Origin of the sequence: Pseudomonas ficuserectae (assembly GCF_024584585.1) — a bacterium.
GTDB lineage: Bacteria > Pseudomonadota > Gammaproteobacteria > Pseudomonadales > Pseudomonadaceae > Aquipseudomonas > Aquipseudomonas amygdali.
Genome location: NZ_CP085684.1, coordinates 1,376,704 through 1,402,835, shown reverse-complemented (window position 1 = coordinate 1,402,835; position 26,132 = coordinate 1,376,704). Strand labels below are relative to the sequence as shown.

At 58.2% G+C, this 26,132-nt stretch carries 18 protein-coding genes; 14 read left to right on the top strand and 4 right to left on the bottom strand.

All coding sequences use genetic code 11. The features are described from left to right. Positions 1-22 precede the first annotated feature (22 nt). Positions 23-715, bottom strand: coding sequence for a TPM domain-containing protein (locus LJU29_RS06320; RefSeq protein WP_057454081.1), 693 nt, complete (start codon positions 713-715; stop codon positions 23-25). A gap of 320 nt (positions 716-1,035) precedes the next feature. On the opposite strand from LJU29_RS06320, the gene bglX reads away from it, so the two are divergent. The 9 genes from bglX (at position 1,036) to LJU29_RS06275 (ending at position 15,618) form a co-directional block, all read left to right on the top strand. Beyond that, a complete protein-coding gene (bglX, locus tag LJU29_RS06315) occupies positions 1,036-3,333 on the top strand; it encodes a beta-glucosidase BglX (protein WP_005753826.1) in 2,298 nt (765 codons plus the stop codon). Positions 3,334-3,402: 69 nt separating this feature from the next. Beyond that, complete coding sequence (locus LJU29_RS06310) at positions 3,403-5,160, top strand: sensor histidine kinase (protein WP_257111823.1); 1,758 nt, start codon at positions 3,403-3,405, stop codon at positions 5,158-5,160. 6 nt (positions 5,161-5,166) lie between these two features. Then, the gene (gene mifR, locus LJU29_RS06305) at positions 5,167-6,501 is read left to right on the top strand and encodes a two-component system response regulator MifR (protein ID WP_257111821.1); all 1,335 of its coding nucleotides are present in this window, start codon (positions 5,167-5,169) and stop codon (positions 6,499-6,501) included. A 224-nt stretch (positions 6,502-6,725) separates the two neighbouring features. Next, entirely contained in the window at positions 6,726-9,098 is a 2,373-nt protein-coding gene (locus tag LJU29_RS06300; protein WP_257111819.1) for a PAS domain-containing protein, read from the top strand. Between the two features lie 131 nt (positions 9,099-9,229). Further along, positions 9,230-10,924 (top strand): molecular chaperone HscC, encoded by a 1,695-nt coding sequence (locus LJU29_RS06295; protein ID WP_257111817.1) that lies wholly within the window; start codon positions 9,230-9,232, stop codon positions 10,922-10,924. A 5-nt stretch (positions 10,925-10,929) separates the two neighbouring features. Continuing rightward, positions 10,930-12,564, top strand: a complete 1,635-nt coding sequence (locus LJU29_RS06290; RefSeq protein WP_257111815.1) for a J domain-containing protein — start codon at positions 10,930-10,932, stop codon at positions 12,562-12,564. 183 nt (positions 12,565-12,747) lie between these two features. Further along, positions 12,748-14,073: an MFS transporter gene (locus LJU29_RS06285; protein WP_257111813.1), complete on the top strand. Its 1,326-nt coding sequence runs from the start codon at positions 12,748-12,750 to the stop codon at positions 14,071-14,073. A 425-nt stretch (positions 14,074-14,498) separates the two neighbouring features. Next, complete coding sequence (locus LJU29_RS06280; protein ID WP_005733483.1) at positions 14,499-14,855, top strand: hypothetical protein; 357 nt, start codon at positions 14,499-14,501, stop codon at positions 14,853-14,855. A 139-nt stretch (positions 14,856-14,994) separates the two neighbouring features. Further along, on the top strand, positions 14,995-15,618 hold the full coding sequence (locus LJU29_RS06275; RefSeq protein ID WP_005733482.1) for a flavin reductase family protein: 624 nt from the start codon (positions 14,995-14,997) through the stop codon (positions 15,616-15,618). Here the strand turns inward: LJU29_RS06275 and LJU29_RS06270 are convergent, their stop codons facing one another. Continuing rightward, positions 15,619-15,858 (bottom strand): hypothetical protein, encoded by a 240-nt coding sequence (locus LJU29_RS06270; RefSeq protein ID WP_005745561.1) that lies wholly within the window; start codon positions 15,856-15,858, stop codon positions 15,619-15,621. It lies immediately after the preceding gene. Between the two features lie 165 nt (positions 15,859-16,023). Between LJU29_RS06270 and LJU29_RS06265 the strand changes: the two genes are divergently transcribed. Both LJU29_RS06265 and LJU29_RS06260 read left to right on the top strand, forming a co-directional pair. Then, the gene (locus LJU29_RS06265; protein ID WP_004664028.1) at positions 16,024-16,194 is read left to right on the top strand and encodes a hypothetical protein; all 171 of its coding nucleotides are present in this window, start codon (positions 16,024-16,026) and stop codon (positions 16,192-16,194) included. 127 nt (positions 16,195-16,321) lie between these two features. Continuing rightward, entirely contained in the window at positions 16,322-17,818 is a 1,497-nt protein-coding gene (locus LJU29_RS06260) for an MDR family MFS transporter (protein ID WP_005753843.1), read from the top strand. Between the two features lie 14 nt (positions 17,819-17,832). Here the strand turns inward: LJU29_RS06260 and LJU29_RS06255 are convergent, their stop codons facing one another. Beyond that, positions 17,833-18,966, bottom strand: a complete 1,134-nt coding sequence (locus LJU29_RS06255) for a DUF3396 domain-containing protein (protein WP_004664026.1) — start codon at positions 18,964-18,966, stop codon at positions 17,833-17,835. A 480-nt stretch (positions 18,967-19,446) separates the two neighbouring features. Continuing rightward, positions 19,447-20,091 (bottom strand): auxin-lysine conjugate-binding transcriptional regulator PmeR, encoded by a 645-nt coding sequence (pmeR, locus tag LJU29_RS06250; RefSeq protein ID WP_002554958.1) that lies wholly within the window; start codon positions 20,089-20,091, stop codon positions 19,447-19,449. Between the two features lie 255 nt (positions 20,092-20,346). On the opposite strand from pmeR, the gene LJU29_RS06245 reads away from it, so the two are divergent. The 3 genes from LJU29_RS06245 to LJU29_RS06235 are packed head-to-tail and all read left to right on the top strand — an operon-like array spanning position 20,347 to position 26,102. Further along, a complete protein-coding gene (locus LJU29_RS06245) occupies positions 20,347-21,507 on the top strand; it encodes an efflux RND transporter periplasmic adaptor subunit (protein WP_002554959.1) in 1,161 nt (386 codons plus the stop codon). Positions 21,508-21,510: 3 nt separating this feature from the next. After that, a complete protein-coding gene (locus LJU29_RS06240; protein ID WP_005745558.1) occupies positions 21,511-24,645 on the top strand; it encodes an efflux RND transporter permease subunit in 3,135 nt (1,044 codons plus the stop codon). Beyond that, the gene (locus LJU29_RS06235) at positions 24,642-26,102 is read left to right on the top strand and encodes an AdeC/AdeK/OprM family multidrug efflux complex outer membrane factor (RefSeq protein WP_005733475.1); all 1,461 of its coding nucleotides are present in this window, start codon (positions 24,642-24,644) and stop codon (positions 26,100-26,102) included. The genes LJU29_RS06240 and LJU29_RS06235 overlap by 4 nt, the downstream gene beginning before the upstream one ends. The last annotated feature ends 30 nt before the right edge of the window (positions 26,103-26,132 follow it).

Sequence of the window (26,132 nt, the reverse complement as noted above, 5' to 3'; positions counted from 1 at the left end):
CCCTCATTGACCAATCGATCGGCTACCAGTTGCCCGAAGCCCCGCCGCCATCGAAGCGACCGCCATTGCGGTCAGCGGCCCTGTCACGTGCAGGCCGGGCACCGGCCCCGCGTTTGATACTGATGATCACGATGCCCAGCACGATGAGGGTCAGAACAATCGCGATCAGCCAGACCTGATCGTCACTGGTCTGCTCTTCATATTCGGACATCTGTCTCGTCGGTTCGGGATAATCCGGTATCTGACCGCCCAAAGCCGCGATAACCGCCCGCGTACCGCGCTCGATGCCGACCGCAAAACGATTGTCGTCAAACTCGGGCGTCATCAACATATCGATGATCAAGGAGGCTTGGGCTTCATTGAAACGATCCTTCAGGGCAGCACCGACTTCCATGAATACTTTGCGCTTGTCACGGTAAACCACCAGCAGAACGCTGTCGTCTTCGCCGTGCGGCCCAAGGCTCCAGGCGTCACCGAGTCGGGCTCCGAACTCTTCGATGCTCGTGCCTTGCAGATCGGCCAGGGTCACCACTACAACGCGCTCGCCGGTGGCTTGCTCGTGGGCACGCAGAAGTCTGGCCAGACGAACTGTGGTCTGGCTGTCGAGCATTTGTGCAGCATCGACCACACTGCCGGTCATTGGCGGAAAAACCAGCGCGGCTGGCTCCGCCTCGGCACGCAACCCACCTCCCAATAGCATCACCACGTACAACATCCATTGTGAAACAGACTTCAAAATCAGACCTCCGGTGCTTTTTTGAATCTATTGAAACGACACGCCTTAGCCAAAACACAAGTTCCCCGGCATAATCCATCGCCAACGCCTGATGCGGTCAATAGCTGATCGAACAGGGTTTGTACAAAAATCAATCAAACCACCATTTTCGTACACACCTTGGGGGGACTTCGTACAGTGAAGCGGATGGCAACTATCCTTGCGCCCTGTACGAACCATAACGCCAAAGGTCCATAACCCAAAAACTGGCTGTCGGATATTAAACGCGAGTTGCTGACAAAAGCCTTGAGAAATCATTCATGAATAAGCTGTGTTTATTAGGTTTGCTGGTCGGGATGGCCAGTCAGTCGGTGATGGCCCAAAGCGCCGCCGCCACGGACAATACAACGCTTCAAGCCAAGAATGCCTTCATCGGCAAACTCATGAAACAAATGACCCTGGACGAAAAGATCGGCCAGTTGCGTTTGATCAGCATCAGCGCCGACATGCCACAGCCGCAAATTCTCAAGGAAATTGCTGCCGGAAGAATCGGCGGCACGTTCAACTCCGTTACCCGTTCGGAAAATCGTCCGCTGCAGGAAGCTGCTGTCGCCAAAAGCCGTCTGAAAATTCCGATGTTTTTTGCCTACGACGTGGTTCACGGTCATCGTACGATTTTCCCGATCAGCCTGGGCATGGCCGCCAGCTGGGACATGGACGCCGTCGCACTGATGGGCCGGGTTTCGGCTAAAGAGGCAAGTGCTGACAGTATCGACATGACATTCGCGCCCATGGTCGATATTTCCCGCGATCCACGCTGGGGCCGCAGCTCCGAAGGCTTTGGCGAGGACACCTACCTGGTGTCACGCATTTCCGATGTGATGGTCCGGTCTTTCCAGGGCAAGAACATCGCAGCCAATGACAGCATCATGGCTGCCGTCAAACACTTCGCTCTGTATGGCGCGGTCGAAGGCGGACGCGACTACAACACCGTGGACATGAGCATGACGCGCATGTATCAGGACTACCTGCCGCCCTACAAGGCTGGCATCGATGCAGGGGCTGGCGGCGTAATGGTTGCGCTCAACTCGATCAATGGTGTCCCGTCGACCGCCAACAAATGGCTGATGCAGGATCTGCTGCGCAAGGACTGGGGCTTCAAGGGCGTGACCATCAGCGACCATGGCGCGATCAAGGAACTGATCGACCACGGCGTGGCCAAGGACTTTCGCGAGGCCGCCAAGCTGGCGATCAAGGCTGGCGTCGATCTGAGCATGAACGACGTGGCCTATGGCGAGCAGTTGCCCGGGCTGGTCAAGGACGGCGAGGTTTCCATGAAGGAAATCGACAGCGCCGTGCGTGAGGTACTTGGGGCAAAATACGACATGGGCCTGTTCGCCGCTCCTTACGGCCGAATCGGCGTCGCTGCCGATGACCCGGCAGACACCTATTCCGACGACCGCCTGCACCGTGCCGAGGCTCGCGATGTTGCGCGCAAGACACTGGTGCTGCTGAAGAACCAGAACGACACGCTGCCGTTGAAGAAACAAGGCACCATCGCGGTTATTGGTGGATTGGCTCAAAGCCACCTCGACATGCTCGGCAGCTGGTCGGCAGCGGGCCGTGCCAATCAGTCGGTCACTGTCTATGAAGGGCTGGCCAACGCGGTCGGCGACAAGGCCAAACTGGTTTACGCCCGTGGTGCCAACGTCAGTGACAACGAGCACATCCTCAACTATCTGAACTTCATCGAGAAGGAAGTCGAGGTCGACCCGCGTCCAGCGCAGGAAATGATCGACGAAGCGGTCAAGGTCGCCGAGCAGGCTGATGTGATTGTTGCCGTGGTAGGCGAGTCGCGCGGTATGTCCCATGAGTCGGCCAGCCGCAGCAGCCTGAACATTCCGGGCAAGCAGCGTGACCTGATCAAGGCACTCAAGGCCACGGGTAAACCACTGGTGCTGGTGTTGATGAATGGCCGTCCCCTGGTACTGGTCGACGAGCAGGAACAGGCCGATGCCATGCTCGAAACCTGGTTCCCGGGCACCGAAGGTGGCAACGCGGTGGCGGATGTACTGTTCGGCGACTACAACCCGTCGGGCAAGCTGGCCATGTCGTTCCCGCGCTCGATCGGTCAACTGCCGGTCTACTATGCACACTTGAATACCGGCCGTCCGTATCATGAAGACAAGCCGGGCAACTATACCTCGCACTATTTCGAGGAGCCCAATGGCCCGCTGTTCCCGTTCGGTTACGGTCTGAGCTATACGCAGTTCGACGTCTCGGACATCAAGCTGTCTGACGCCAGCATGACGCGCAAAGGCAAGCTCACTGCCAGCGTAACCGTAAAAAACACCGGCAAGGTTGCAGGCGCGACCGTGGTGCAGTTGTATCTGCATGATGTGGCTGCGTCGATCAGTCGCCCGGTGAAAGAACTGAAGAACTTCGAAAAAGTGATGCTTGAGCCTGGCGAGGAAAAAGTCGTTAACTTCACACTCAGTGAAAACGACCTCAAGTTCTACAATAGCGAGCTCAAGTACGCTGCGGAACCTGGTGAATTCAAGGTCATGATCGGCCTGGACTCGCAGACCGTGAAAGAAGCGACCTTCAATCTGTTGTAACGCTCGTCCATGGCGCGTTCGCAGGCATTGATCTGCAAATGCGCCAGCGGAGTCCGATCAGGCCGCAACATGACGCTCAAGCATCGTTACTGGCGCATTACCCTGTACATGCTGCTGATTATGGCCGGTGCAGTGCTGTGCGCCGGGCTTGCGATGCATCAGGCCCAGCGTCACGCGCTATCAGAAGATGCGGTGCGTGCCGAGGGGCAATTGGCACTGTATGCCAATACCCTGCATACCCTGATCGAACGTTATCGCGCCCTGCCCTCTGTTCTGGCACTGGACCCGGAGATACGTGCGGCGTTGAGCGGTCCGGTAGCCGCTGACGTGCAGAACGCGCTCAATCTCAAGCTGGAAAAAATCAACAATACGGCGCATTCATCGACGCTTGAATTGCTCGACCTGCACGGTCTGGCAATCAGCGCGAGCAATTGGCGCGCACCCAACAGCTATGTCGGCCACAACTACGGCTTTCGCCCCTACTTTCTGCAAACACGGGCTCAGGGTACCGGGCGCTTTTACGCGGTCGGTGTGACCACCGGAACCCCTGGGTACTTCTTGTCCAGTGCGGTGGTGAACGATACGGGGGCCTTCATCGGTGCGATGGTCGTGAAGCTGGAGTTTCCAGACCTTGAGCAGGAGTGGGGCCAAGGTGACGACCTGCTATTGGTCAGCGACGAAAAAGGCATCGTTTTCATTGCCAATCAATCGGGCTGGCGCTATCGGGAACTGCTGCCTATTTCTGTAGAGGACCGTGCCGACCTGCTGCGCACTCGCCAATACGACAAGAAGGTACTTTCCCCGCTGCGCAGTCGGGTCATGGACAGCTTCGGCGAAAACAGTCATTTGAGCCGTGTAGAAGGCCCGGATGGCACCACGGATTATCTCTGGCAGTCGCTGCCGCTGCCCGATGAAAACTGGACCTTGCACCTGTTGCGCAAGCCACCTACGTCCAGCGAGGACATTCGCAATGCGGGCCTCGCCGCAGCGGGTATCTGGCTGGCACTGGTATTTCTGGCGCTGTTTCTCTATCAGCGCTGGCGACTGGCGCGATTACGGGAGCGCAACCGGGACGAACTGGAGCGTCTGGTGCAGGAGCGCACCCGTGATCTGCAAACCGCGCAGGACGGTCTGGTGCAGTCGGCCAAACTGGCGGCGCTGGGGCAGATGTCGGCAGCGCTGGCCCACGAAATCAACCAGCCCCTGACTGCCCAGCGCATGCAACTGGCGACCGTGCGACTGCTGCTGGATCAGGGCCGAATCGATGAAGCCTGCAAAGCGCTGGTTCCAGTCGATCAACAACTGACACGTATGGCCGCCTTGACCAGCCACCTGAAGACCTTTGCCCGCAAGAGCCCCAGCGGTTTGCGCGAAAGACTGGACCTGGCCACGGTAGTCGATCAGGCCTTGCTGTTGCTCGACCCGCGCCTGCGCGAGGAGCACATCGACTGCGTGCTGCATCTTTCACGTCCCGCCTGGGTGCGTGGCGATGCCATACGTCTGGAGCAGGTGCTGATAAATCTGCTGCGCAATGCGCTCGATGCCATGCGCGAGTGCCCGTCCAGACGCCTTGAAGTGCGTATCGACACCATCGACAAACAATGGCGGCTCAGCGTCAAAGACAACGGAACGGGGATCGCCGAAGAAAACCTGGCCAGTATTTTCGATCCGTTTTTCACCACCAAACCTGTGGGCGATGGTCTGGGCCTTGGTCTGGCCGTGTCCTACGCCATCATTCACGAACTGGGCGGGCAACTGACGGCGCAAAATCATGCCGAAGGTGCTGTGTTCTGGTTCAGCCTGCCCAATGACTTTCTGGAGACCTGACCCGACATGTTGAACGCGGTCATCGTGGTAGACGACGAGGCTCCCATTCGGCAAGCCGTCGAGCAATGGCTGACGCTGTCGGGGTTTGAGGTGCAAGTCTTCGCCCGTGCCGAGGAGTGCCTGGCAAAACTGCCGGAACATTTCCCCGGTGTGGTGCTGACCGACGTCCGCATGCCGGGCATGAGTGGTCTGGAACTGCTAAGCCGCCTGCAAGGCATGGACCCGGACCTGCCGGTCATCCTGCTGACCGGCCATGGTGATGTGCCAATGGCTGTAGAGGCGATGCGCGAAGGTGCCTATGATTTTCTGGAAAAGCCCTTCAGCCCGGAAACGCTGATCAGCAACCTGCGGCGCGCGCTGGAGAAACGCCAACTGGTGCTGGAAAACCGCCGTCTGCATGAACAGGCCGATGCCAGAACCCGACTGGACGCCACGCTGCTCGGCGTGTCGCCCAGCCTGCAGACCTTACGCCGTCAGGTGCTTGAGCTCGCGCAGCTGCCGGTCAATGTAATCATTCGGGGGGAAACCGGCAGCGGTAAGGAACTGGTCGCTCGCTGCCTGCACGACTTCGGGCCGCGCGCCGGCAAACCTTTTGTCGCGCTTAATTGCGCGGCCATCCCGGAACATCTGTTCGAAGCCGAGTTGTTCGGGCACGAAAGCGGCGCGTTTACCGGTGCACAGGGCAAACGTATCGGCAGACTGGAGTATGCCGACGGCGGCACCGTGTTTCTTGACGAAATAGAGAGCATGCCCATGGCGCAACAGGTCAAGCTGCTACGCGTTCTGCAAGACAAGCGCCTTGAACGGTTGGGCTCGAATCAGAGTATCGACGTCAACTTGCGGATCATTGCTGCGACCAAACCGGACCTGCTTGAAGAGGCCCGCGCCGGGCGCTTCCGTGAAGATCTGGCCTATCGCCTGAACGTTGCCGAGCTGCGCCTGCCGCCGTTGCGCGAACGCCTTGAAGACATCGCGCAACTGTTCAGCCACTTCGCCCGAGCCGCCGCCGAGCGTATGGGCCGCGAATCGCCTGCCCTGAGCGCCGCACGCCTGAGTCAGTTGCTCAGCCATGACAGGCCTGGCAACGTACGCGAGCTGGCCAACGCGGCTGAGCGGCAGGCGCTGGGCCTGGAACTCACCTCGCCGCAGCCCGATACTCAATTGCAGGGACACTCTCTGGCAGCACGCCAGGAAGCCTTCGAAGCACAATGCCTGCGCGCTTCGCTGGCCCGTCACAAAGGTGATATCAAGGCTGTGCTCAACGAGCTGCAACTGCCGCGACGGACGCTGAACGAGAAAATGCAGCGCCATGCTCTGGTACGGGAAATGTTCCTGAACTGATGGCTGCGCACATCCTGTATGGCTTCTTCCGGCGATAACCGAACATTTCCCGCGCTGCCGGGTCTGCATACTGTCCCGGCTATGTAAGGCCGTGATGGCTGGATAGTTTTAAGGCATAATGACATCATTCCCGCCTGGCTATTCAAGCTCACATTGGCAGTCCGAAAGTTGGGGCATTTTCTACCGTGAATACTCCCCTCGACCTCCCACTGGGAGGCGGCAATATGGGCCGGCTTATCCGAGAGACAGACTGGTCGACGTCTGCGCTGGGACCGAAGCAAGCATGGCCTGCAGCGTTACTGTCATCAATGAACCTGATGCTCAGTTGCCCTGACAGCATGTACCTGCTTTGGGGGGCGGACTTTGTCCTGTTCTTCAATGACGCCTATTCCCAGGTTTTGCCCGTTGCAGCAGAGCAGGCACAAGGACAACCCATTGCCTCGGTGTGGGGTGATGCCTGGGAGGCCGTGCGCCCACTGGCTGAGCAGGCGCTTTGTGGACACAGCCGCCGGTCTGACGATATTCAGCGCACCATCGTCCGCAACGGCAAGCCCGAGCAGACCTGGTGGTCGCTTTCCTATTCGCCGCTCTACGGCGATAGCGGCCTGATCGAGGGCGTGTTCTGCCGGGTCAATGAAACTACGTCCCAAGTCATTGCCCAGGCCCGACAAAATGAAAACGAAGCGTTTACCGAGCGTGTTCTGTCGAGCATCAATGATTGCATCAAGGTGCTGGACCTCGATTCGCGCCTGACCTTCATGAGCGAAGGCGGCCAGCAGATCATGGAAGTCAGCGATTTCAATGCGATTCGCGGCTGCCCCTGGCCCGATTTCTGGCAGGACCAGGGCAATCTGGACGCCATCGCGGCTGTCGAAGCGGCCCGCGCGGGTCAGAACGCCAGTTTCATGGGATCGGCGAAAACTCTGACGGGCACAGTCAAGTGGTGGCATGTGCAAGTCAGCCCGATTTTCGGCAAGGACGGCAAGCCGGAGAAAGTCCTGTGTGTGTCCCGTGACATGACCCAGCTCCGAGACGCTGAACAAGCGCTGATGTCTCTCAACGAAACGCTCGAGCAGCGCGTGATTGAGCGCACCCGTGACCGTGATCGCATCTGGCGCCTGTCGACTGACCTGATGCTGGTGGCGCAGTTCGACGGCATTATCTCGGCAGTCAATCCGGCCTGGACTCAAGCTCTCGGCTGGTCGGCAGAACAACTGCTCGACAGCCAGTTCCTGGGGCTGGTGCACCCCGAAGACGTGGACAGTACGCTGGCCGCCATGAGCGGACTGGAAAAAGGCCAGACCATTCCTCACTTCAAGAATCGCTATCGCCATCTGGATGGTTCGTACCGGACCATCTCGTGGACTGCCGTACCGGACAAACAATTCATCCATGCCGTCGGCCGTGACATTCAGGCCGAAGAAGAAGCCAATGAAGCGTTGCGGCTGTCCCAGGACGCCTTGCATCAAGCGCAGAAACTGGAGGCTATCGGCCAACTCACTGGCGGTGTGGCGCACGACTTCAATAACCTGTTGACGGTGATCCGCTCCTGCAGCGACCTGTTGAAGGCACCTAACCTTGAAGAGCATCGCCGTGTGAAGTACGTCGAGGCGATTTCCAGTACGGTAGACCGGGCGGCTCGCTTGACCGGTCAGTTGCTGGCCTTTGCCCGCCGTCAGGCCTTGCAGCCGGAAGTGTTCGATGTCTGCAAGAGCGTAGCGCGTATTGGCGAGATGATGGATACGCTCACCGGCGCACGCATTCAGGTGAACATCGACCTGCCTGCCGAGCCGTGCTTTATCTTCGCCGATGGTAGCCAGTTCGACACTGCGCTGGTCAACATGGTGGTTAACGCCCGCGATGCAATGTCGGGCGCAGGCCGACTCAGCATAAAAGTTGAATGCGCTACCTGCGCCACTGCCGATCAGCCCGCCTCACTCAGCGATGGCGATTATGTGACGGTGTCGCTGACCGATACCGGCGCGGGTATCGCCAAAGAAAAACTGGGCCTGATCTTTGAACCGTTCTACACCACCAAAAGCGTGGGACAGGGTACAGGGCTGGGCTTGTCGCAGGTATTCGGCTTCGCCAAACAATCGGGCGGCGAAGTGCTGGTTGAAAGCGAACTGGGCAGAGGCAGCTGCTTCACGCTGTGCCTGCCGAGTGCAAAAAATCACGAAGTCGTCGCGCAAGACAAGCATTGCGCACCCATCGCGTTGCCCGGTCTGTGCGTTTTGATGGTCGAGGACAATCAGGACATCGGCACGTTTACCCGACCGATGCTTGAGCAGCTTGGTTTTCAGGTGCTTTGGGTCAAGAGTGCCACCGAGGCGCTGCATGAGTTGTCCGGTAACCCGGAAAACTTTCATGTGGTGTTTTCGGATATCGCGATACCCGGCATGAGCGGGCTGGAACTGTACGCTGAAATCGAAGCTCGTTATCCCTGGATGCCGGTCGTCCTCACCTCCGGCTACAGCACTGAATTTGCAACGATCGCTCAGGACGAAACACACCGCTTCGACCTGTTGCAAAAACCCTACTCCAGAGAAGATCTGGCGGCGATCCTGCACAGGGCGGTGAGTCGCACTGGAGAATAATGCTGCAAAGGCATCCTGACGCGGGGTGCCAGCAGGCATTCCCGACGCATAAAACGAAGACAACACCGGTTGCCTTGATTCAGAATCACGCAAAACATTGCAACAATCCTTGAGCAGGGAGCATTTTTGAGATGATCGTCGGTATTGACCTGGGCACCACCAACAGCCTGGTGGCTGTCTGGCGCGACGGCAGCAGCGAGCTGGTTACCAATGCGTTGGGAGAGACGCTGACTCCAAGCGTTGTCGGACTGGACGACGAAGGGCAGATTCTGGTCGGCAAGGCGGCGCGCGAACGTCTGCAAACTCACCCGGAAAAAACCACGGCGCTATTCAAACGTTATATGGGCAGCGCTCAGGAGATTCGCCTGGGATCTGCCACCTATCGTCCAGAAGAGTTGTCCTCGCTGGTACTCAAGAGTCTTAAAGCCGACGTCGAGCGCGCGTTTGGCGAGCCTGTCACCGAGGCGGTGATCAGCGTTCCGGCGTACTTCAGTGACGCTCAGCGTAAAGCGACGCGCATTGCCGGTGAGCTGGCCGGCCTCAAGGTCGAGAAGCTCATCAACGAGCCGACAGCAGCAGCCCTGGCCTATGGACTTCATCAGAAGGAAGGCGAAACCTCGTTTCTGGTCTTCGACCTAGGTGGCGGCACGTTCGACATCTCGATCCTCGAACTCTTCGACGGCGTGATGGAGGTGCGTGCCAGCGCAGGCGACAACTTCCTGGGGGGTGAAGATTTTGACCGCCTGCTGGTCGAGCACTTTCTGACCCTGCACCGAGATGAGCAGGACTTCCCCGGCAAGGAACTGGTAACGCCTTCGCTACGACGTGAAGCCGAGCGCGTGCGCAAGGCGCTGGGCCAGGAAAACAGTGTGGATTTCGTGCTGCGCCATGCCGACCGCGAATGGCGCAAGACAATCACGCAAGAGCAGATGAATGATGTGTTTGCGCCTCTGCTGGCCCGCCTGCGCGCGCCTATCGAGCGAGCCTTGCGCGATGCGAAAATTCGCGTCGCAGATCTGGACGAAATCCTGCTGGTGGGCGGCACTACACGTATGCCGCTGATCCGCAAACTGGCCGCGGGGATGTTCGGCCGTTTTCCGGCCATCACACTCAACCCGGATGAGGTTGTCGCGCAGGGTGCTGCAATTCAGGCAGCACTCAAGCAGCGCGATGCGGCGCTGGAAGAAGTCGTTTTGACCGACGTGTGCCCCTACACCCTGGGTATCGAAACCACACAATACGTGTTCAACGGCTATCAGTCCGGGCATTACCTTCCGATCATCGAACGCAACAGCGTGGTACCGGTCAGCCGGGTGCGTACCGTAAACACGGTTGCCGATAATCAGGAGCACGTTCTGCTGCGGATTTTTCAAGGTGAAAGCCGCCTGGTCAAAGACAACATCGCGCTGGGCGAGCTGAATATTCCCGTGCCGAAAGCCAAGGCTGGCGAGGTCGAACTGGACGTGCGTTTCACATACGACAACAACGGCCTGCTGGAGGCCGACGTGCGGATCCAGATGACCGGCGAAAATCACAAGCTGGTTATCGAGAACAACCCCGGAGTCATGACACCCGCCGAAATCCGTGAACGACTCAAGGTGCTGGAAGCACTCAAGGTTCATCCTCGCGAACAACAGGTCAACACTCACCTGACAGCACGTCTGGAACGGCTCTATCAGGAGTATCTGGGCGAGGCACGTGAAACCATCGGAGTCTGGGCTGCACAATTCCAGCGCGTGCTGGAAACCCAGGATGACCGGCAGATCAATGAACTGCGCAAACAGCTTGAACAGGAAGCAGACCGTTTCGAACGAGGTGAATGGTGACGGCAATGGATTGCTGGAGCGTACTGGATCTGGGCCATGATGCCGACGAGCGCAGCATCAAGCGCCAATACGCCAGGCTGTTGAAAACCACGCGTCCCGACGACGACCCGGTTGCCTTTCAGGCGCTGCGCGATGCTTACGAGCAGGCGCTGGACTGGGCAAGAAATCGTGCCGAAGACGATGATGAGGGCAGTGACGTCTGGTCAACTGCTGGCCAGCCCCTCGAATCGCTGCCCCTTGATGAGCCTGTAGTGGTAGTCCGACCGGACCATCGACAGGTACACCCGGCATTCGACATGGCCGAGCCTCCTGTGCGCCCGGCAGTAGAGTTGAGCTGGTATGAGCAAGCCAGTCAGACCACACCGGAAAACCTGCACTCACAACGTCCGATAGCCCAGGATCAAGGCTGCGATGAGCTCTTCCAGCAACATCTGGCCCGGCGTTGCCTGCTGGACCCGGAGGACAATCAGGCGCTGATCAAGGCCGCCGTCGAACAACTGCATTGGCTGACACCCTGGCAAAAAGTACAGCTCAGGACTCATCAGGCGCATCGGCTGACTCAGGCACTGCTGGACAGCTCGCTTGAGTCATTTCATGCCATGCTCGAAAACAACGAGGAACGTGCCTTTCTCGATGCGCTCAAGGCACTCCGGCAGCAGCCATGGCTGACATCATTTGATCGCCAGGAGCAACTTGAACAGTGGACCATGACACTGCTGCTCAACAACCATGACTGGTCCCCTGCCCTGTTCGAACGCGTGAGCAGCCTTTTTGCCTGGGATCAGAAACATGACGTGTATGCAGGGCCGCTTTCCCTGTGGATGAATCTGGTCCAGCGTTGTGAAAAGAAGGCATTCGTCGCACGTCAGCAGAAACTGCTCGAAGCCTCACAAGACAGTCCCGAGGCCATGGCTGCGCGTCTTCTTCTGCAACCACCACCCCTGGATGAAAGGCTGCGACTGGCAAGGCACGCTAATCAAGAGCTGTGGCAAGCCTGCGAAAAACTGGCGTCCGACCTCACTCACCAATTCCCGGATGCCATACAAGAATTCCCGGACGCCGACGTACAATCCTGGCGTAAATTGCCTGAGCAGGTGTCATCCAATTTCAATCTCAGGGCCTATTTTTTCGGCGTATTGACGATCTTCACGACGGCATCACTGGACCCTTCCGGCAGCAACGCCACCTGGTACGAAATAGCTGGCCTTGCGCTTACCGCGCCGATTTTCCTCTTGCTTGTCATCCATATATTCATGTCGTTCTGGCGCCCTTTCGCTGAACGTATCAAGCCGGTGGATATGCGCTGGAGTGCGCGCTTGCTGCCCGATTACCTGAGCTGGCCTGGTTATCAGGCGCTGGCGCTGCGCCACGGTATTCCGATCGTCACACTAGGCTATATCTGTGTACAGAAAGGGCCCGTACTGGCAGCGCTGTATGGCGCTGTGCTGCTGCTATGGATCGTGCTGTCGCCGTACCGGATTTCAGGTTTTCAGGACGCCATTTCCGTCAGGACCGGAGGCTGGGATAGCGTAAAAGCCTTCTGCGTCAGAAATACCTTCAAGGCAATCATGATCGTTCTGGGTCTGATGCTCGCTTTCGTCGTGGGCGTGATTGTGTTCGGGCCGGCACGCGGTCACTAACCTCGCTTGAGCACCCATCGGCAAGAATCCGCTTATCTATTTTGTACAGATAAGCGGATTCTTGCTCATCAAAGTCTCGCAACCGCTCTGGAACAGGCTCTCATGGTGTGGCACAGCTCCTGCTATGTCACAGGCAGGGCAGCCAATGCCTCCTTCCAAAAATAATGAAAAACAAGGAACACCATGGAAACTTCCAATCCCGCCTCCCGTGGGTCGGCTGCTATTGCTGCCGGCCAAAAAACCACTTCCAGCCGTTTAAAATCCATTTTCAGCGGCTCGGTCGGCAACATGGTCGAGTGGTACGACTGGTACGTCTACGCCGCTTTCTCGCTGTACTTCGCCAAAGCGTTCTTCCCCAAGGGCGACACCACCGCACAGTTGCTCAACACGGCCGCGATTTTTGCCGTCGGCTTTCTGATGCGGCCTATCGGTGGCTGGCTGATGGGGCTTTACGCTGACTACAAGGGGCGCAAGGCTGCGCTGATGGCATCGGTGCTGCTGATGTGTTTCGGTTCGCTGATCATTGCCCTGACCCCGGGCTATGAGAGCATCGGCGTCGGTGCCCCGATCCTGCTGGTGTTCGCCCGACTACTGCAGGGCCTGTCTGTCGGGGGTGAATACGGCACCTCGGCCACCTATCTCAGCGAAATGGCCACCAAGGAACGTCGCGGCTTCTTTTCCAGCTTCCAGTACGTCACGCTGATTTCCGGTCAACTCATCGCGCTGGGCGTGTTGATCGTGCTGCAGCAGACGCTGACCACCGAGCAACTGTATGCCTGGGGCTGGCGCATCCCGTTCGTCATCGGTGCCCTGTGTGCAGTCGTCGCGCTGTTTCTGCGTCGTGGCATGGAGGAAACCGAGTCGTTCACCCGCAAGAAAAAGGAAAAGGCCAAGGAAAGCCTGATGCGCACATTGATGCGTCATCCCAAGGAACTGATGACCGTAGTCGGCCTGACGATGGGTGGGACCCTGGCTTTCTATACCTACACGACGTACATGCAGAAGTATCTGGTCAACACCGTCGGCATGAGCATCACCGACTCGACCTCGATATCAGCGGCGACACTGGTTCTGTTCATGCTGTTGCAGCCGGTGATTGGCGCACTGTCCGACAAGGTCGGGCGGCGTCCGATCCTGATTGCGTTTGGCGCACTGGGAACGCTGTGTACCGTACCGATCCTGACCACGCTGCATACCATTCAAACCTGGTGGGGCGCTTTCTTCCTGATCATGGCGGCGCTGATCATCGTCAGCGGTTACACCTCGATCAACGCAGTGGTCAAGGCCGAGCTGTTTCCGACCGAGATCCGTGCGCTGGGTGTCGGCCTGCCATACGCACTGACGGTGTCGATTTTCGGTGGTACTGCGGAATACATCGCACTGTGGTTCAAGAGCATCGGCATGGAAACCGGCTACTACTGGTACGTAACCGCTTGCATCGCCTGTTCGCTGCTGGTGTATGTCTTCATGAAAGACACGCGCAAACATTCGCGGATCGAGACAGATTGATCACCCTTCATTAACCCGCTTGAATGGCATGCCAACGCCTGAGTTGGCGTGCCGTTTCCACACCGGAGTGAGGAGCATCAATATCGGTTACATCGATACAACCGCCATCAATGCCCCCTGGAGCGACATGAGCACTTGCTACAAAGTGTTTCAATACAGTGCACACTTTCGAGGCCAACCAGCGATAAGACATTGAAAAAATTATACTTCCAGATTGTCAAGAGGCTTTATTACAAGATTTTTCAAAATATGCACTTCAATAATGCAATATCGCCCACAAGGCCCGAAATCAGAGCATCACAGCCAACTATCATTTTCAGCGATGGTCGCTAGCAATCCGATTAACTTCTTAATAATCCACTGGCGCGTAGCATTGCCTCCATACCGGGATGACAACTCACCCGACACTCATTGGAGACATCATCATGAAAACCACTAAATTGATCTTCGGCCTGGCTTTCTCTGTTCTGGCTTCAAGCGCCTTTGCACTTCCAGTCACAACTGTTCAAAGCGATATGTCCCGCTCGACCATCGTTGCTGAAGGCGGCACCAAACACACTAACGTCGGTTCAATTCGCGTAGCTGCTGACGGCGCAGACCGTGTCGGTCCAAATCGTCAGGCTGCCGATGGTGCAGACCACGTCGGTGCCAACCGTCTGGCCTCTGATGGCGCGGACCGTGTCGGTGCAAACCGTCAGGCCGCCGATGGTGCAGACCACGTCGGTGCCAACCGCCTGGCCGCTGATGGCGCAGACCACGTCGGCGCCAATCGTCTGGGCTGATAGTCCACGCAACACCCCAAGCCCGGCCGATGTCGGGCTTCTTCATGTCTGGCCCAGGCTGAAATACACGCTACTCTGGCATCCTCTGCAAATGCGCAGCACTATGTCCGCACCCTATAGAGCCCATCAGGAATCAAGCATGTCAGACGCTATTCACTCCTACGAGCCGTCCAAGGGCCACGGCCTGCCGCATGACCCGTTCAACGCGATTGTAGGCCCACGCCCGATCGGCTGGATTTCATCGCAGGATGCCAACGGCAAATTGAATCTGGCACCCTACAGTTTCTTCAATGCCTTCAACTACGTGCCCCCCATCATTGGGTTCTGCAGCGTTGGTCGCAAGGACAGTCTGAATAACATCGAGCAGACCGGTGAGTTTGTCTGGAATCTAGCGACCCGCTCGCTGGCCGAAGCCATGAACCAGAGCTGTGCCCCGGTAGCGCCGGATGTCAGCGAGTTCGAACTGGCCAACCTCACGCCGCTGGCCTCTCATATCGTCTCGGTCCCACGCGTGCTTGAGACGCCGGTGTCGTTTGAATGCAAAGTCACGCAGATCATTCAATTGCAACGCGCCGACCAGGAACTGGTGCCCAGCTGGCTGATTCTGGGCGAAGTGGTAGCCGTACACATCGAGAAATCCCTGCTCAAGGACGGTGTTTATGACACCGCGGCCGCCGAGCCGATCCTGCGTGGCGGCGGTCCTGCAGATTACTTCCAGCTTGGGCCGGAAGCGCTGTTCAAGATGTTTCGCCCAGGCGCCTGATCAGGAATCGCCCCATACAGGCTCGCCCTCGGCATCAATGTCGATCAGCCGCTGCAGCTCCTGCACAGCGGCCAGGTCGGCATCATCGGCGGTCTTGAATTTCTGGTCCGGCAGCAGCGCGTGAAAGCGCGGCGCTCCGCCTGCACCCAGCGCCTTGATGGCAATTGCCGCGTTGTACCCCTGCTCGGCAGGCATGACTGCCGACACCACTTCAAACCCGTTGTATTCCTTGCGTGCCATGCGTATGGACCCTGCTCATAAATCAAAGCGCGAATTCTAACGCGTCTTCCAGGGCATTCGTCACGCAGCAACCGCAGATGATGACTACCGACGCAAACTCCAACCTTGTCCTACACTTTAATCAGTTCTTTCAAACTGCTCTGTAGCCGAGGTAAGGAGTGCGTCATGAAAGTCAGAACAAGAAAATGCATGGTTGTCGTCGGTGCTCTAGCGGTCCTGGCGGTATACACCGCAGGGGCCTATCGTAACGAGCTGGCTCGTCAGGCCCCACAGGTCGCCAGTTGCACGTTTGGCCATTGCGTGCCGACCGACGCAACCTTCAGCGCCTTGCGATGACGCTTGTGTAACGTGAATTGCGTCATCGTTCAGCAAAGGCAGCTATCGATTAGCAAGCTATCGGATTAGACTGATCAGACTCTCCCGCCTCACTTGCGGCGGGTCAACACTGCCATCAGGTCTTGCCTTGACCAGTCTTACTCAAACGCCTCCGGCCATTCGCAGCATTCTGTTCGCGTTGATGATGGCGGTATTGCTCAGCGCTCTGGATCAGACCATCGTTGCTGTTTCGATGCCTGCCATTTCCGCCCAGTTCAGGGACATCGATCTGCTGGCGTGGGTCATTTCCGCGTATATGGTTTCACTGACCGTTGCAGTGCCGATCTACGGCAAGCTGGGCGATCTTTACGGACGGCGTAAACTGATGCTGTTCGGCTTGGGGCTTTTCACCCTCGCCTCGCTGTTCTGTGGCATGGCGCAGAGCATGGAACAACTGGTGCTGGCGCGCGTCCTTCAAGGCATCGGTGCAGGCGGTATGGTTTCGGTAAGCCAAGCAATCATCGCCGACATTGTTCCGCCTCGTGAGCGGGGCCGCTACCAAGGCTACTTCAGCAGCATGTACGCCGTGGCCAGCGTCGCGGGCCCGGTCTTGGGCGGCTTGATGACCGAATACCTGTCCTGGCGCTGGGTGTTCCTGATTAATCTGCCCTTGGGAGCAGCCGCGCTGATCGTCGCATATCGAACCCTGGTCGGCCTGCCAGTGCCGCAGCGCAAACCGATTATCGACTACCTGGGTACGGTGCTGATGATCATCGGCCTGACCGCGCTGCTGCTGGGAATTACCGAAATTGGTCAGGGGCATGGTCTGGGCGATTTCGAGGTTCAGTTGTTACTGGGCACCGCCCTGCTGACGCTGGGCATTTTCGTCTGGTACGAACGCCGCACCGCCGAACCCCTGTTGCCCATGCACCTGTTCACCAATAAAAGTGCCGTGCTTTGCTGGTGCACGGTGTTCTTTACCAGTTTTCAGGCTATTTCCCTGATTGTCCTGATGCCGTTGCGTTACCAGACCGTCACCGGTGGCGGTGCAGACAGTGCTGCCCTGCACCTGCTTCCGCTGGCGATCGGCATGCCGATGGGTGCCTATTTCGCCGGGCGACGCACCGCGCAAACCGGGCGCTACAAACCGCTTATTCTGACCGGGGCGTTGCTGATGCCCATCGCGATTCTGGGCATGGCCTTTACGCCTCCCCAATCGCTGATAGCGATGAGCCTGTTCATGGTCCTTACCGGCATCGCCACCGGCATGCAGTTCCCCACCTCATTGGTCGGCACCCAGAACTCGGTTCAGCCAAGGGATATGGGCGTGGCCACCAGCACAACCAATCTGTTCCGCTCGCTGGGGGGTGCAGTAGGCGTGGCATTGATGTCGGCGCTGCTACTGGCTATGTTGCAGCATACCGGTGTCGGCCTGCCCGGCTCGGGAGCGCTGGGTGGCGAAGGCAGCTCCGGTAATGTCCTGCTCGACAGCCTTAATGCAGCAACCGGACCGGCACTGGAAACACTGCGAGCCGAACTGGCGCTGACCTTCAGAAACCTGCTGATCACCAGTGCGGCCATTTCGCTGCTCGGCCTTGCCGCAGCCGTAGCAATGCCCAATACGCTATTGCGAGGCCGGGATTAGCTCGACGCGCTGAATCAGGAAGGCATGCCGGCCCAAAACCACTGGGTTTTCTTGCTTTTTATATGGTTGAACGCCGGCATGAGTTCACCTTCGTCGAAATGTCGACGCGAGCCAAACTGTGCGCTGCTGAACCAGCAGCCTGATCGAGGGCATGCCTGCCCCGCATCAACTGGCGGCAGCGGTTTTTCATCAAATCGCGCATACCACTGCGCAGTGGTTTCCTCGGTAAAGCCGATACCGGGAGCAAGGTAGGGATGAAGGTTGCCGGTGTCCTGCAGGCGAACCGGTTTGATCATCCGGTTGACCGTCACATAGGGTTGCGGCGGTGGCAGGCCTCGACCACCCAATTCAGGCACCGCACCCGCCCGAATGATCAACCCGTTGCGATAGCTATGAAACACGATGTCGCTGTGCGCGCTCATCTCGCCCCGCAATCTGTCGCTCCCTCCCAGCTGCCTGACAAACCCTTCGCCCAGCACCGTGTACCAACTGACGCCCTTTATACGGTCCAGCAAACGCAGGCTTTCAATGTGCGGACCGGGATCGACCATCAACCCTATGTAGTCCTGAGCCAGTCGATACTCCCAGGGTAAATACTGATGACCATCGCAAGGCAGTACACAGGCGAGCCCGCCAAAGCCATGCTCGGCCTGCACTTCGCTGCTTAGATAGCGGATCCAGGCCTCGTAGTTCTTCAAACCGTCGGGCTCGGTCAGGCAGGACCAGGGCAATACCATTTTCAGACAAGAGCGATCGTTATCGGCCTGCCCCTGCGGGGTGTTCATGACAAACAGGCTGTACATGGCGACCTCGGCCTGGGTCGCACTGGCGATAGACCAGATGAACTGCTCGTCCGGGAGGCTTTCGACAACCTGACGCCGGGTCGATGCAAAACCCGATGCGCTCAAGCGACGCATACGCTTGAACAGCTGCCATTTGAGTTTCGGCTTGAACGCGTCATAGAAGCGCGAAAAGCAGGCCTCGACCCGACGCTTCATCTCCAGCGTGTGGCCATTGCGGAAATACAGCGTGGTGATCAACCCAAGTCGAATGACGGGCGTACCCAATTCAGAATCCATGGCGACCCGTTCGGATTGCTGCGCGACTCCAGCCAGTAGCCTCACAGCATCAGTTGTAGTGTCCGACATGCTCCGCCCTCCCTTTGATCGAGAGACGCGGATTTACGCTAACGCCTGCATGCCCTTTGCATGTTTCGATCACGCCCGACACAGACCTGCGCTCATGCAAGCCACGACCCTGCCCACGCGCGTACGTTTCAGCGGATCTGGCGTTGATTTCAGGGCACATGGGCGCAAGATTCGGCAAAAACATGCAACCTTCCTCTCTTCTGATCTTTCCGGAAGCGAAGAGTGAAGGGAGTTTTCCCGCGAGGCAATACTCGGAAATTACTTTGGGAAATCAGCTACATGTATCAGGAAATGTCCTACCTGCCTCCTACAATATTTTGTCGGATCAAGGTCTGATCGGCGGCAACCGGCGGGGGCAATCGATGAGGACGGGTAAACAGTCAGTAAACACACTGTATGAAAAGCACGAATTGGAGTTAGGCTTTGTGGGAAAGACAACGACCCGACCGAACCGGCAGGCGCTACGACCTGTCATCTCCGTCAGGAAGCCTTGCTGATTCTTAGCGTAGGGCTGAAGCGCAGCATGTCCAGACACACATCAACCAGTTGCTCGGCCTCTGCCGGCAATGAAAAGCTGTCTGGAACCAGCAGCCATTGATAAATGATGCCGTTTACGTAAGAAAACAGGGCGACTGCGGCCCGGGCCGTATCGAGATCTTTGGGAAGTTGCCCCTGGCGCACGGCATTGTTCAGCCCCAGGGTGATCCGGTCGTGGCACTGTATGGCGTTGTCCTGGCGCTGACGACGAAAATCACACATCTCGTCAGTAAACTCGCATTTGTGAAACAGGATTTCATTGATGCGACGGGTTTTCGGATCCAGTGCGAGCTCATGAAACAAATGAATCAAAAGATTTCTCATACAGCCCAGTGGGTCTTCTTCCTCTTCGCTCTGACTGGCCTGCGCCATTTCATCGAGTGGTTCCTGAAGGCTGTCGAGCATTGCCTGAACCAGATCGGCCTTGTTGTTGAAGTGCCAGTAAATGGCTCCTCGCGTCACACCAGCAAGGGTTGCGATGTCAGCCAGCGTGGTGCGGGCGACGCCTCGCTCATAAAAAGCCTGCTCGGCAGCCTCCAGAATCTGGCTGCGAGTGATCTGAGCTTCCTCTTTGGTGCGACGAACCATGGCAATAAAACCTCAAAAAATTCACCTCAGGCATGCGTCTGGCGGCAGACCTGGAGATATGACCGGGCGGCATTTGTCTCGCCTTGTCCCGAATTGGCTGTCGGCACTGTGAATAGTGGCCGAATGCGCACAGCGGGTGTTTACAAACAGCCGCGAATGTAAGTATATTCCTTAGCATGCTACTTATCTAGCCGAAATATTTTTTAACACTTCAACGTACTGTTGAGACAACAGGCTCCTGCCCCGAGGATCTTCATGCAATTCAAGCCAGCTGTTACCGTTCTGGTCACTGCCGTCGCCCTGGCAACCCTGCTCAGTGGCTGTAGCAAGAAGGAACAGGCGGCCCCGCCTGCGCAAACCCCTCAGGTCGGCGTCGTTACCCTCAAAGCACAGCCCTATACCCTGACCACCGAGCTGCCAGGCCGGACCACCGCATTCCGCGTCGCCGAGGTACGCCCTCAGGTCAACGGCATCATTCTCAAACGTCTGTTTACCGAAGGTGGCGACGTCAAAGCCGGTCAGCAGCTCTATCAGATCGACCCGGCTGTCTATGAGGCCAATGCCAACAGCGCCAAGGCGACTCTGCAGTCTGCCAAGTCGATGTCTGATCGCTACAAGCAACTGGTCAGCGAGCAAGCGGTAAGCCGTCAGGAATACGACACCGCCCAGGCATCCACGCAGGAAGCTCAGGCCGCGTTGCAGACCGCCCAGATCAACCTGCGCTACACCAAGGTGCTGGCACCTATTTCCGGTCGTATCGGCCGCTCCGCAGTGACCGAAGGCGCGCTGGTCAGCAGCGCCCAGACCGAAGCAATGGCAACCATCCAGCAGCTCGACCCGATCTACGTGGACGTGGTTCAGTCGTCTGCCGACATGCTCAAGCTGCGCAATGACCTGGAAAGCGGCAAGCTGCAGAAAGCCGGCGACAACGCGGCCAAGGTCAAGCTGACGCTGGAAGACAACAGCGTCTATGGCCAGGAAGGCAAGCTGGAGTTCTCCGAAGTATCAGTTGATCAGACTACAGGCTCGGTCACCTTGCGCGCCGTGTTCCCGAACCCGGAACATCGCTTGTTGCCTGGCATGTTCGTCCACGCGCAATTGCAGGCTGGCGTCAGTGCGAAAGCCATTCTGGCACCGCAGCAAGGCGTGACCCGCGACCTGAAAGGCACGCCGACCGCCATGATCGTCAACCAGGACAACAAGGTTGAAATGCGTACGCTGGTGGCCAACCGCACCGTGGGCAGCGACTGGCTGATCGAAGACGGCCTGAAAGAAGGTGATCGGGTCATTACCGAAGGCTTGCAGTACGTCAAACCAGGCGCCGAAGTGAAAGTCGCCGAAGCGACCAACGTCAAAGGAGCAAACCCGGCACCTGCCCCGGCCACTGATAAAGCCGCAGGCAGCAAAGGGGAGTAACCCATGTCGAAATTCTTTATTGATCGACCCATTTTTGCCTGGGTTATTGCCCTCGTGATCATGCTGGTCGGTGCGCTGTCGATTTCCAGCCTGCCGATCAACCAGTACCCGAGCATCGCACCGCCAGCCATCGGTATCCAGGTCACCTATCCGGGCGCCTCCGCTCAGACGGTGCAGGACACTGTGGTGCAGGTGATCGAGCAACAGCTCAACGGTATCGACAACCTGCGTTATGTGAGCTCGGAAAGTAACTCCGACGGCAGCATGACCATTACCGCGACCTTCAATCAGGGTACCAACCCTGATACGGCGCAGGTTCAGGTGCAGAACAAGCTCAACCTCGCGACCCCGCTGTTGCCACAGGAAGTGCAGCAACAGGGTATCCGCGTGACCAAGGCAGTGAAGAACTTCCTGATGGTGATCGGCCTGGTGTCCGAAGACGGCAGCATGGGCAAGGAAGACCTGGCCAACTACATCGTGTCGAACATGCAGGACCCGATTTCCCGGACCTCCGGTGTGGGTGACTTCCAGGTGTTCGGTTCGCAGTACGCCATGCGTATCTGGCTGGACCCGGCAAAGCTGAACAACTTCCAGCTGACTCCGGTGGACGTGAAAAACGCGATCACCGCGCAGAACGTCCAGGTATCGTCCGGCCAGTTGGGTGGCCTGCCGTCCATCAGCGGCCAGCAGCTGAACGCCACGATCATCGGCAAGACGCGTCTGCAGACCGCCGAGCAGTTCGGCAACATCTTCCTCAAGGTCAACACCGACGGCTCGCAGGTTCGCCTCAAGGACGTCGCGACTGTCGGCCTGGGCGCAGAGAACTACAGCACCGACTCGCAGTTCGACGGTAAACCGGCATCGGGTCTGGCAATCAAACTCGCGACCGGTGCCAACGCACTGGACACCGCCAAGGCTATTCGCGCGACCGTTTCGTCGCTGGAGCCGTTCTTCCCGCCAGGCATGAAAGTCGTGTACCCGTATGACACCACGCCAGTGGTCAGCGAATCGATCAATGGTGTGGTGCACACCCTGATCGAAGCGATCGTGCTGGTGTTCCTGGTGATGTACCTGTTCCTGCAAAACTTCCGCGCCACGGTCATCACGACCATGACCGTACCGGTAGTATTGCTGGGTACGTTCGGCATCCTCGCGGCATTCGGCTTCACCATCAACACCCTGACCATGTTCGGTATGGTGCTGGCCATCGGCTTGCTGGTGGACGATGCGATCGTGGTGGTGGAAAACGTCGAGCGGGTCATGGAGGAGGAAAAGCTCTCCCCGCGCGACGCCACGATCAAATCCATGACCCAGATCCAGGGTGCGCTGGTCGGTATTGCGCTGGTGCTGTCGGCGGTTCTGCTGCCCATGGCGTTCTTCGGCGGCTCTACCGGGGTGATCTACAAACAGTTCTCGATCACCATCGTCTCGGCCATGGCCCTGTCGGTGGTTGTCGCCCTGATCTTCACCCCGGCGCTGTGCGCCACCATGCTCAAGCCTATCGATCACGAGAAGCACGGCCAGCCAAAACGTGGTTTCTTCGGCTGGTTCAACCGCACCTTTGACCGCAGCGTTCTGAGCTACGAACGTGGCGTCGGCAACATGCTCAAGCACAAATGGCCGGCGTATCTGGGCTATATCCTGATCTGCGCAGGCATGGTCTGGATGTTCATGCGTATCCCGGCCGCGTTCCTTCCGGAAGAAGATCAGGGCGTCATCTTTGCCCAGATCCAGACCCCGGCAGGCTCCTCTACCGAGCGTACGCAGGAAGTCATCGACAACATGCGTGAATACCTGCTGACCAAGGAAAGCGGTGCAGTGAAGTCGGTGTTCTCGGTAAACGGCTTCAACTTTGCGGGCCGCGGTCAAAGCTCGGCGATTGCGTTCGTCATGCTCAAGCCGTGGGAAGAACGTGATTCCAACAACAGCGTCTTCGAACTGGCCAAGCGCGCTCAGGGCTATTTCTTCAGCCTGCGCGACGCAATGGTATTCGCGGTCGTTCCACCGTCTGTTCTCGAGCTGGGGAACGCCACAGGTTTCGACGTTTACCTGCAGGATCAGGGCGGCGTGGGTCACGACAAACTGATGGAGGCGCGTAACCAGTTCCTCGGCATGGCAGCGCAGAGCAAGATTCTCGCAGGCGTGCGTCCGAACGGGCTGAATGACGAACCGCAATACCAGTTGATCATCGACGACGAACGCGCCAGTGCGCTGGGCATTACCCTGTCGGACATCAACAACACACTGTCCATCGCGTTGGGCGGCAGCTACGTCAATGACTTCATCGACCGTGGCCGTGTGAAGAAGGTGTACATCCAGGGCGATGCAGGTGCCCGTATGACGCCTGAAGACCTCAAGAAGTGGTACGTGCGCAACAGCTCGGGTGAAATGGTGCCGTTCTCGGCCTTCGCCAGCGGCAAATGGACCTACGGCTCACCGAAACTGTCGCGCTACAACGGCGTGGCAGCAGAGGAAGTGCTCGGTACTCCTGCCCCGGGTTACAGCAGCGGCGAGGCGATGGCCGAGGTAGAAGCCCTGGCCAAGAAACTGCCGCAAGGTATCGGCATTTCGTGGACCGGTCTGTCCTACGAGGAACGTTTGTCCGGCTCGCAGGCCCCTGCCCTCTACGCGCTGTCGTTGCTGGTGGTGTTCCTGTGTCTGGCGGCGCTGTATGAAAGCTGGTCGATTCCGATCGCGGTCATCCTCGTGGTGCCGCTGGGGGTTATCGGTGCACTGATGGCAACCAGCCTGCGTGGCCTGTCCAACGACGTGTTCTTCCAGGTGGGCTTGCTGGTGACGGTGGGTCTGGCGGCGAAGAACGCCATTCTGATCGTCGAGTTCGCCAAAGAGCTGCACGAACAGGGCAAGAGCCTGGTCGACTCGGCAATCGAGGCGTGCCGCATGCGTCTGCGCCCGATTATCATGACGTCCATGGCGTTTATCCTCGGCGTTGTGCCGCTGGCAATCTCCACGGGCGCAGGTTCAGGTAGTCAACATTCGATCGGTACTGGTGTAATTGGCGGTATGATCACCGCCGTTATCCTGGCGATCTTCTGGGTGCCCCTGTTCTTTGTCTCGGTTTCAGGGCTCTTCAAGAGCAAGAAGAAACATATTTCACACGATGAGGCTGGCCAATGAGCAAGTCATTGATCTCTCTTGCAGTTACCGCGTTCATTCTCGGCGGCTGCTCTTTGATCCCCGAGTACAAGCAGCCGGAAGCACCGGTCGCCGCTCAATATCCGCAAGGGCCGGCGTACTCGCCGGTCGAAGGCGCCAAAATGGCTGCCGCGGAGCAAGGCTGGCGGCACTTCTTCAATGATCCGGCGCTGCAACAGCTGATTCAGACTGCACTGCTCAACAACCGCGACCTGCGGGTCGCGGCCCTGAACATTGACGCTTACCGTGCCCAGTACCGTATTCAGCGCTCGGACCTGTTCCCTGCTGTTTCGGCGACAGGTAGCGGTACTCGTCAACGCGTGCCAGCCGACCAGTCGCAAACCGGTCAAGCAGGCATCACCAGCAGCTATTCGGCAACGCTGGGTGTCAGCTCGTACGAGCTGGACCTCTTTGGCCGGGTGCGCAGCCTCAGCGAGCAGGCGCTGGAGACTTACTTCTCCAGCGAAGAAGCGCGTCGCAGCACCCAGATCAGTCTGGTGGCCAGCGTCGCCAATGCCTACATGACCTGGCAGGCCGACAAGGAACTGCTCAAGCTGACGCAGGACACCCTCAAGACCTACGAAGAAAGCTATCGCCTGACCTCGCGCAGCAATGAAGTCGGTGTTTCCTCGGCCCTGGACCTGAGCCAGTCACGCACCGCCGTCGAAAGCGCGCGTGCCAAACTGGCTCAGTACGAGCGTCTGGTTGCACAGGATCAGAACAGTCTGGTGCTGCTGCTCGGCACCAGCCTGCCTGACAACCTGCCGGCCAGCCACTTGCTGGATTCCGACATGCTGACCGAAATGCCGGCTGGCCTGCCGTCCGACCTGCTGCAGCGTCGTCCGGACATTCTGGAGGCCGAGCATACGCTCAAGGCAGCCAACGCCAACATTGGCGCAGCACGCGCAGCGTTCTTCCCCAGCATCAGCCTGACGGCCAGTGCCGGAACCAGCAGCAGCGAGCTGTCCGGCCTGTTCAAGGGCGGATCGGGTGCATGGCTGTTCCAGCCAAGCATCAACATCCCGATCTTCAACGCCGGCAACCTGCGCGCCAGCCTGGACTACTCGAAAATCCAGAAAGAAATCAGCGTCGCCAACTACGAGAAGGCGATTCAAACCGCCTTCCAGGAAGTGTCTGACGGCCTGGCTTCGCGCAAGACCTACGACGAGCAGCTCCAGGCGCAACGTGACTTCGTCGCGGCCAACCAGGACTACTACCGTCTGGCCGAGCGTCGCTACCGGATCGGTATCGACAGCAACCTGACCTTCCTCGACGCCCAGCGCTCGTTGTTCAGCGCGCAACAAACGCTGATCACCGATCGTCTGTCGCAGCTGACCAGCGAGGTCAATCTGTACAAGGCACTCGGCGGCGGCTGGTACGAAAGAACCGGGCAGACCGAAACCATCTCCAAAGAGAAGCCTTCGGTTCAGCTGTTCTGATTTAAAGCGGCACACAAAAAAACCACCTGA

What these genes read in the sequence shown, in the direction of transcription:
- LJU29_RS06255 (WP_004664026.1), bottom strand. Translation starts at nt 18,966, where the DNA reads ATGTCGGACACTACAACTGATGCTGTGAGGCTACTGGCTGGAGTCGCG.
- LJU29_RS06290 (WP_257111815.1), top strand. Translation starts at nt 10,930, where the DNA reads ATGGATTGCTGGAGCGTACTGGATCTGGGCCATGATGCCGACGAGCGC.
- LJU29_RS06275 (WP_005733482.1), top strand. Translation starts at nt 14,995, where the DNA reads ATGTCAGACGCTATTCACTCCTACGAGCCGTCCAAGGGCCACGGCCTG.
- LJU29_RS06310 (WP_257111823.1), top strand. Translation starts at nt 3,403, where the DNA reads ATGACGCTCAAGCATCGTTACTGGCGCATTACCCTGTACATGCTGCTG.
- LJU29_RS06285 (WP_257111813.1), top strand. Translation starts at nt 12,748, where the DNA reads ATGGAAACTTCCAATCCCGCCTCCCGTGGGTCGGCTGCTATTGCTGCC.
- LJU29_RS06295 (WP_257111817.1), top strand. Translation starts at nt 9,230, where the DNA reads ATGATCGTCGGTATTGACCTGGGCACCACCAACAGCCTGGTGGCTGTC.
- mifR (WP_257111821.1), top strand. Translation starts at nt 5,167, where the DNA reads ATGTTGAACGCGGTCATCGTGGTAGACGACGAGGCTCCCATTCGGCAA.
- LJU29_RS06270 (WP_005745561.1), bottom strand. Translation starts at nt 15,858, where the DNA reads ATGGCACGCAAGGAATACAACGGGTTTGAAGTGGTGTCGGCAGTCATG.
- LJU29_RS06240 (WP_005745558.1), top strand. Translation starts at nt 21,511, where the DNA reads ATGTCGAAATTCTTTATTGATCGACCCATTTTTGCCTGGGTTATTGCC.
- LJU29_RS06245 (WP_002554959.1), top strand. Translation starts at nt 20,347, where the DNA reads ATGCAATTCAAGCCAGCTGTTACCGTTCTGGTCACTGCCGTCGCCCTG.
- bglX (WP_005753826.1), top strand. Translation starts at nt 1,036, where the DNA reads ATGAATAAGCTGTGTTTATTAGGTTTGCTGGTCGGGATGGCCAGTCAG.
- pmeR (WP_002554958.1), bottom strand. Translation starts at nt 20,091, where the DNA reads ATGGTTCGTCGCACCAAAGAGGAAGCTCAGATCACTCGCAGCCAGATT.
- LJU29_RS06265 (WP_004664028.1), top strand. Translation starts at nt 16,024, where the DNA reads ATGAAAGTCAGAACAAGAAAATGCATGGTTGTCGTCGGTGCTCTAGCG.
- LJU29_RS06280 (WP_005733483.1), top strand. Translation starts at nt 14,499, where the DNA reads ATGAAAACCACTAAATTGATCTTCGGCCTGGCTTTCTCTGTTCTGGCT.
- LJU29_RS06235 (WP_005733475.1), top strand. Translation starts at nt 24,642, where the DNA reads ATGAGCAAGTCATTGATCTCTCTTGCAGTTACCGCGTTCATTCTCGGC.
- LJU29_RS06300 (WP_257111819.1), top strand. Translation starts at nt 6,726, where the DNA reads ATGGGCCGGCTTATCCGAGAGACAGACTGGTCGACGTCTGCGCTGGGA.
- LJU29_RS06320 (WP_057454081.1), bottom strand. Translation starts at nt 715, where the DNA reads ATGTTGTACGTGGTGATGCTATTGGGAGGTGGGTTGCGTGCCGAGGCG.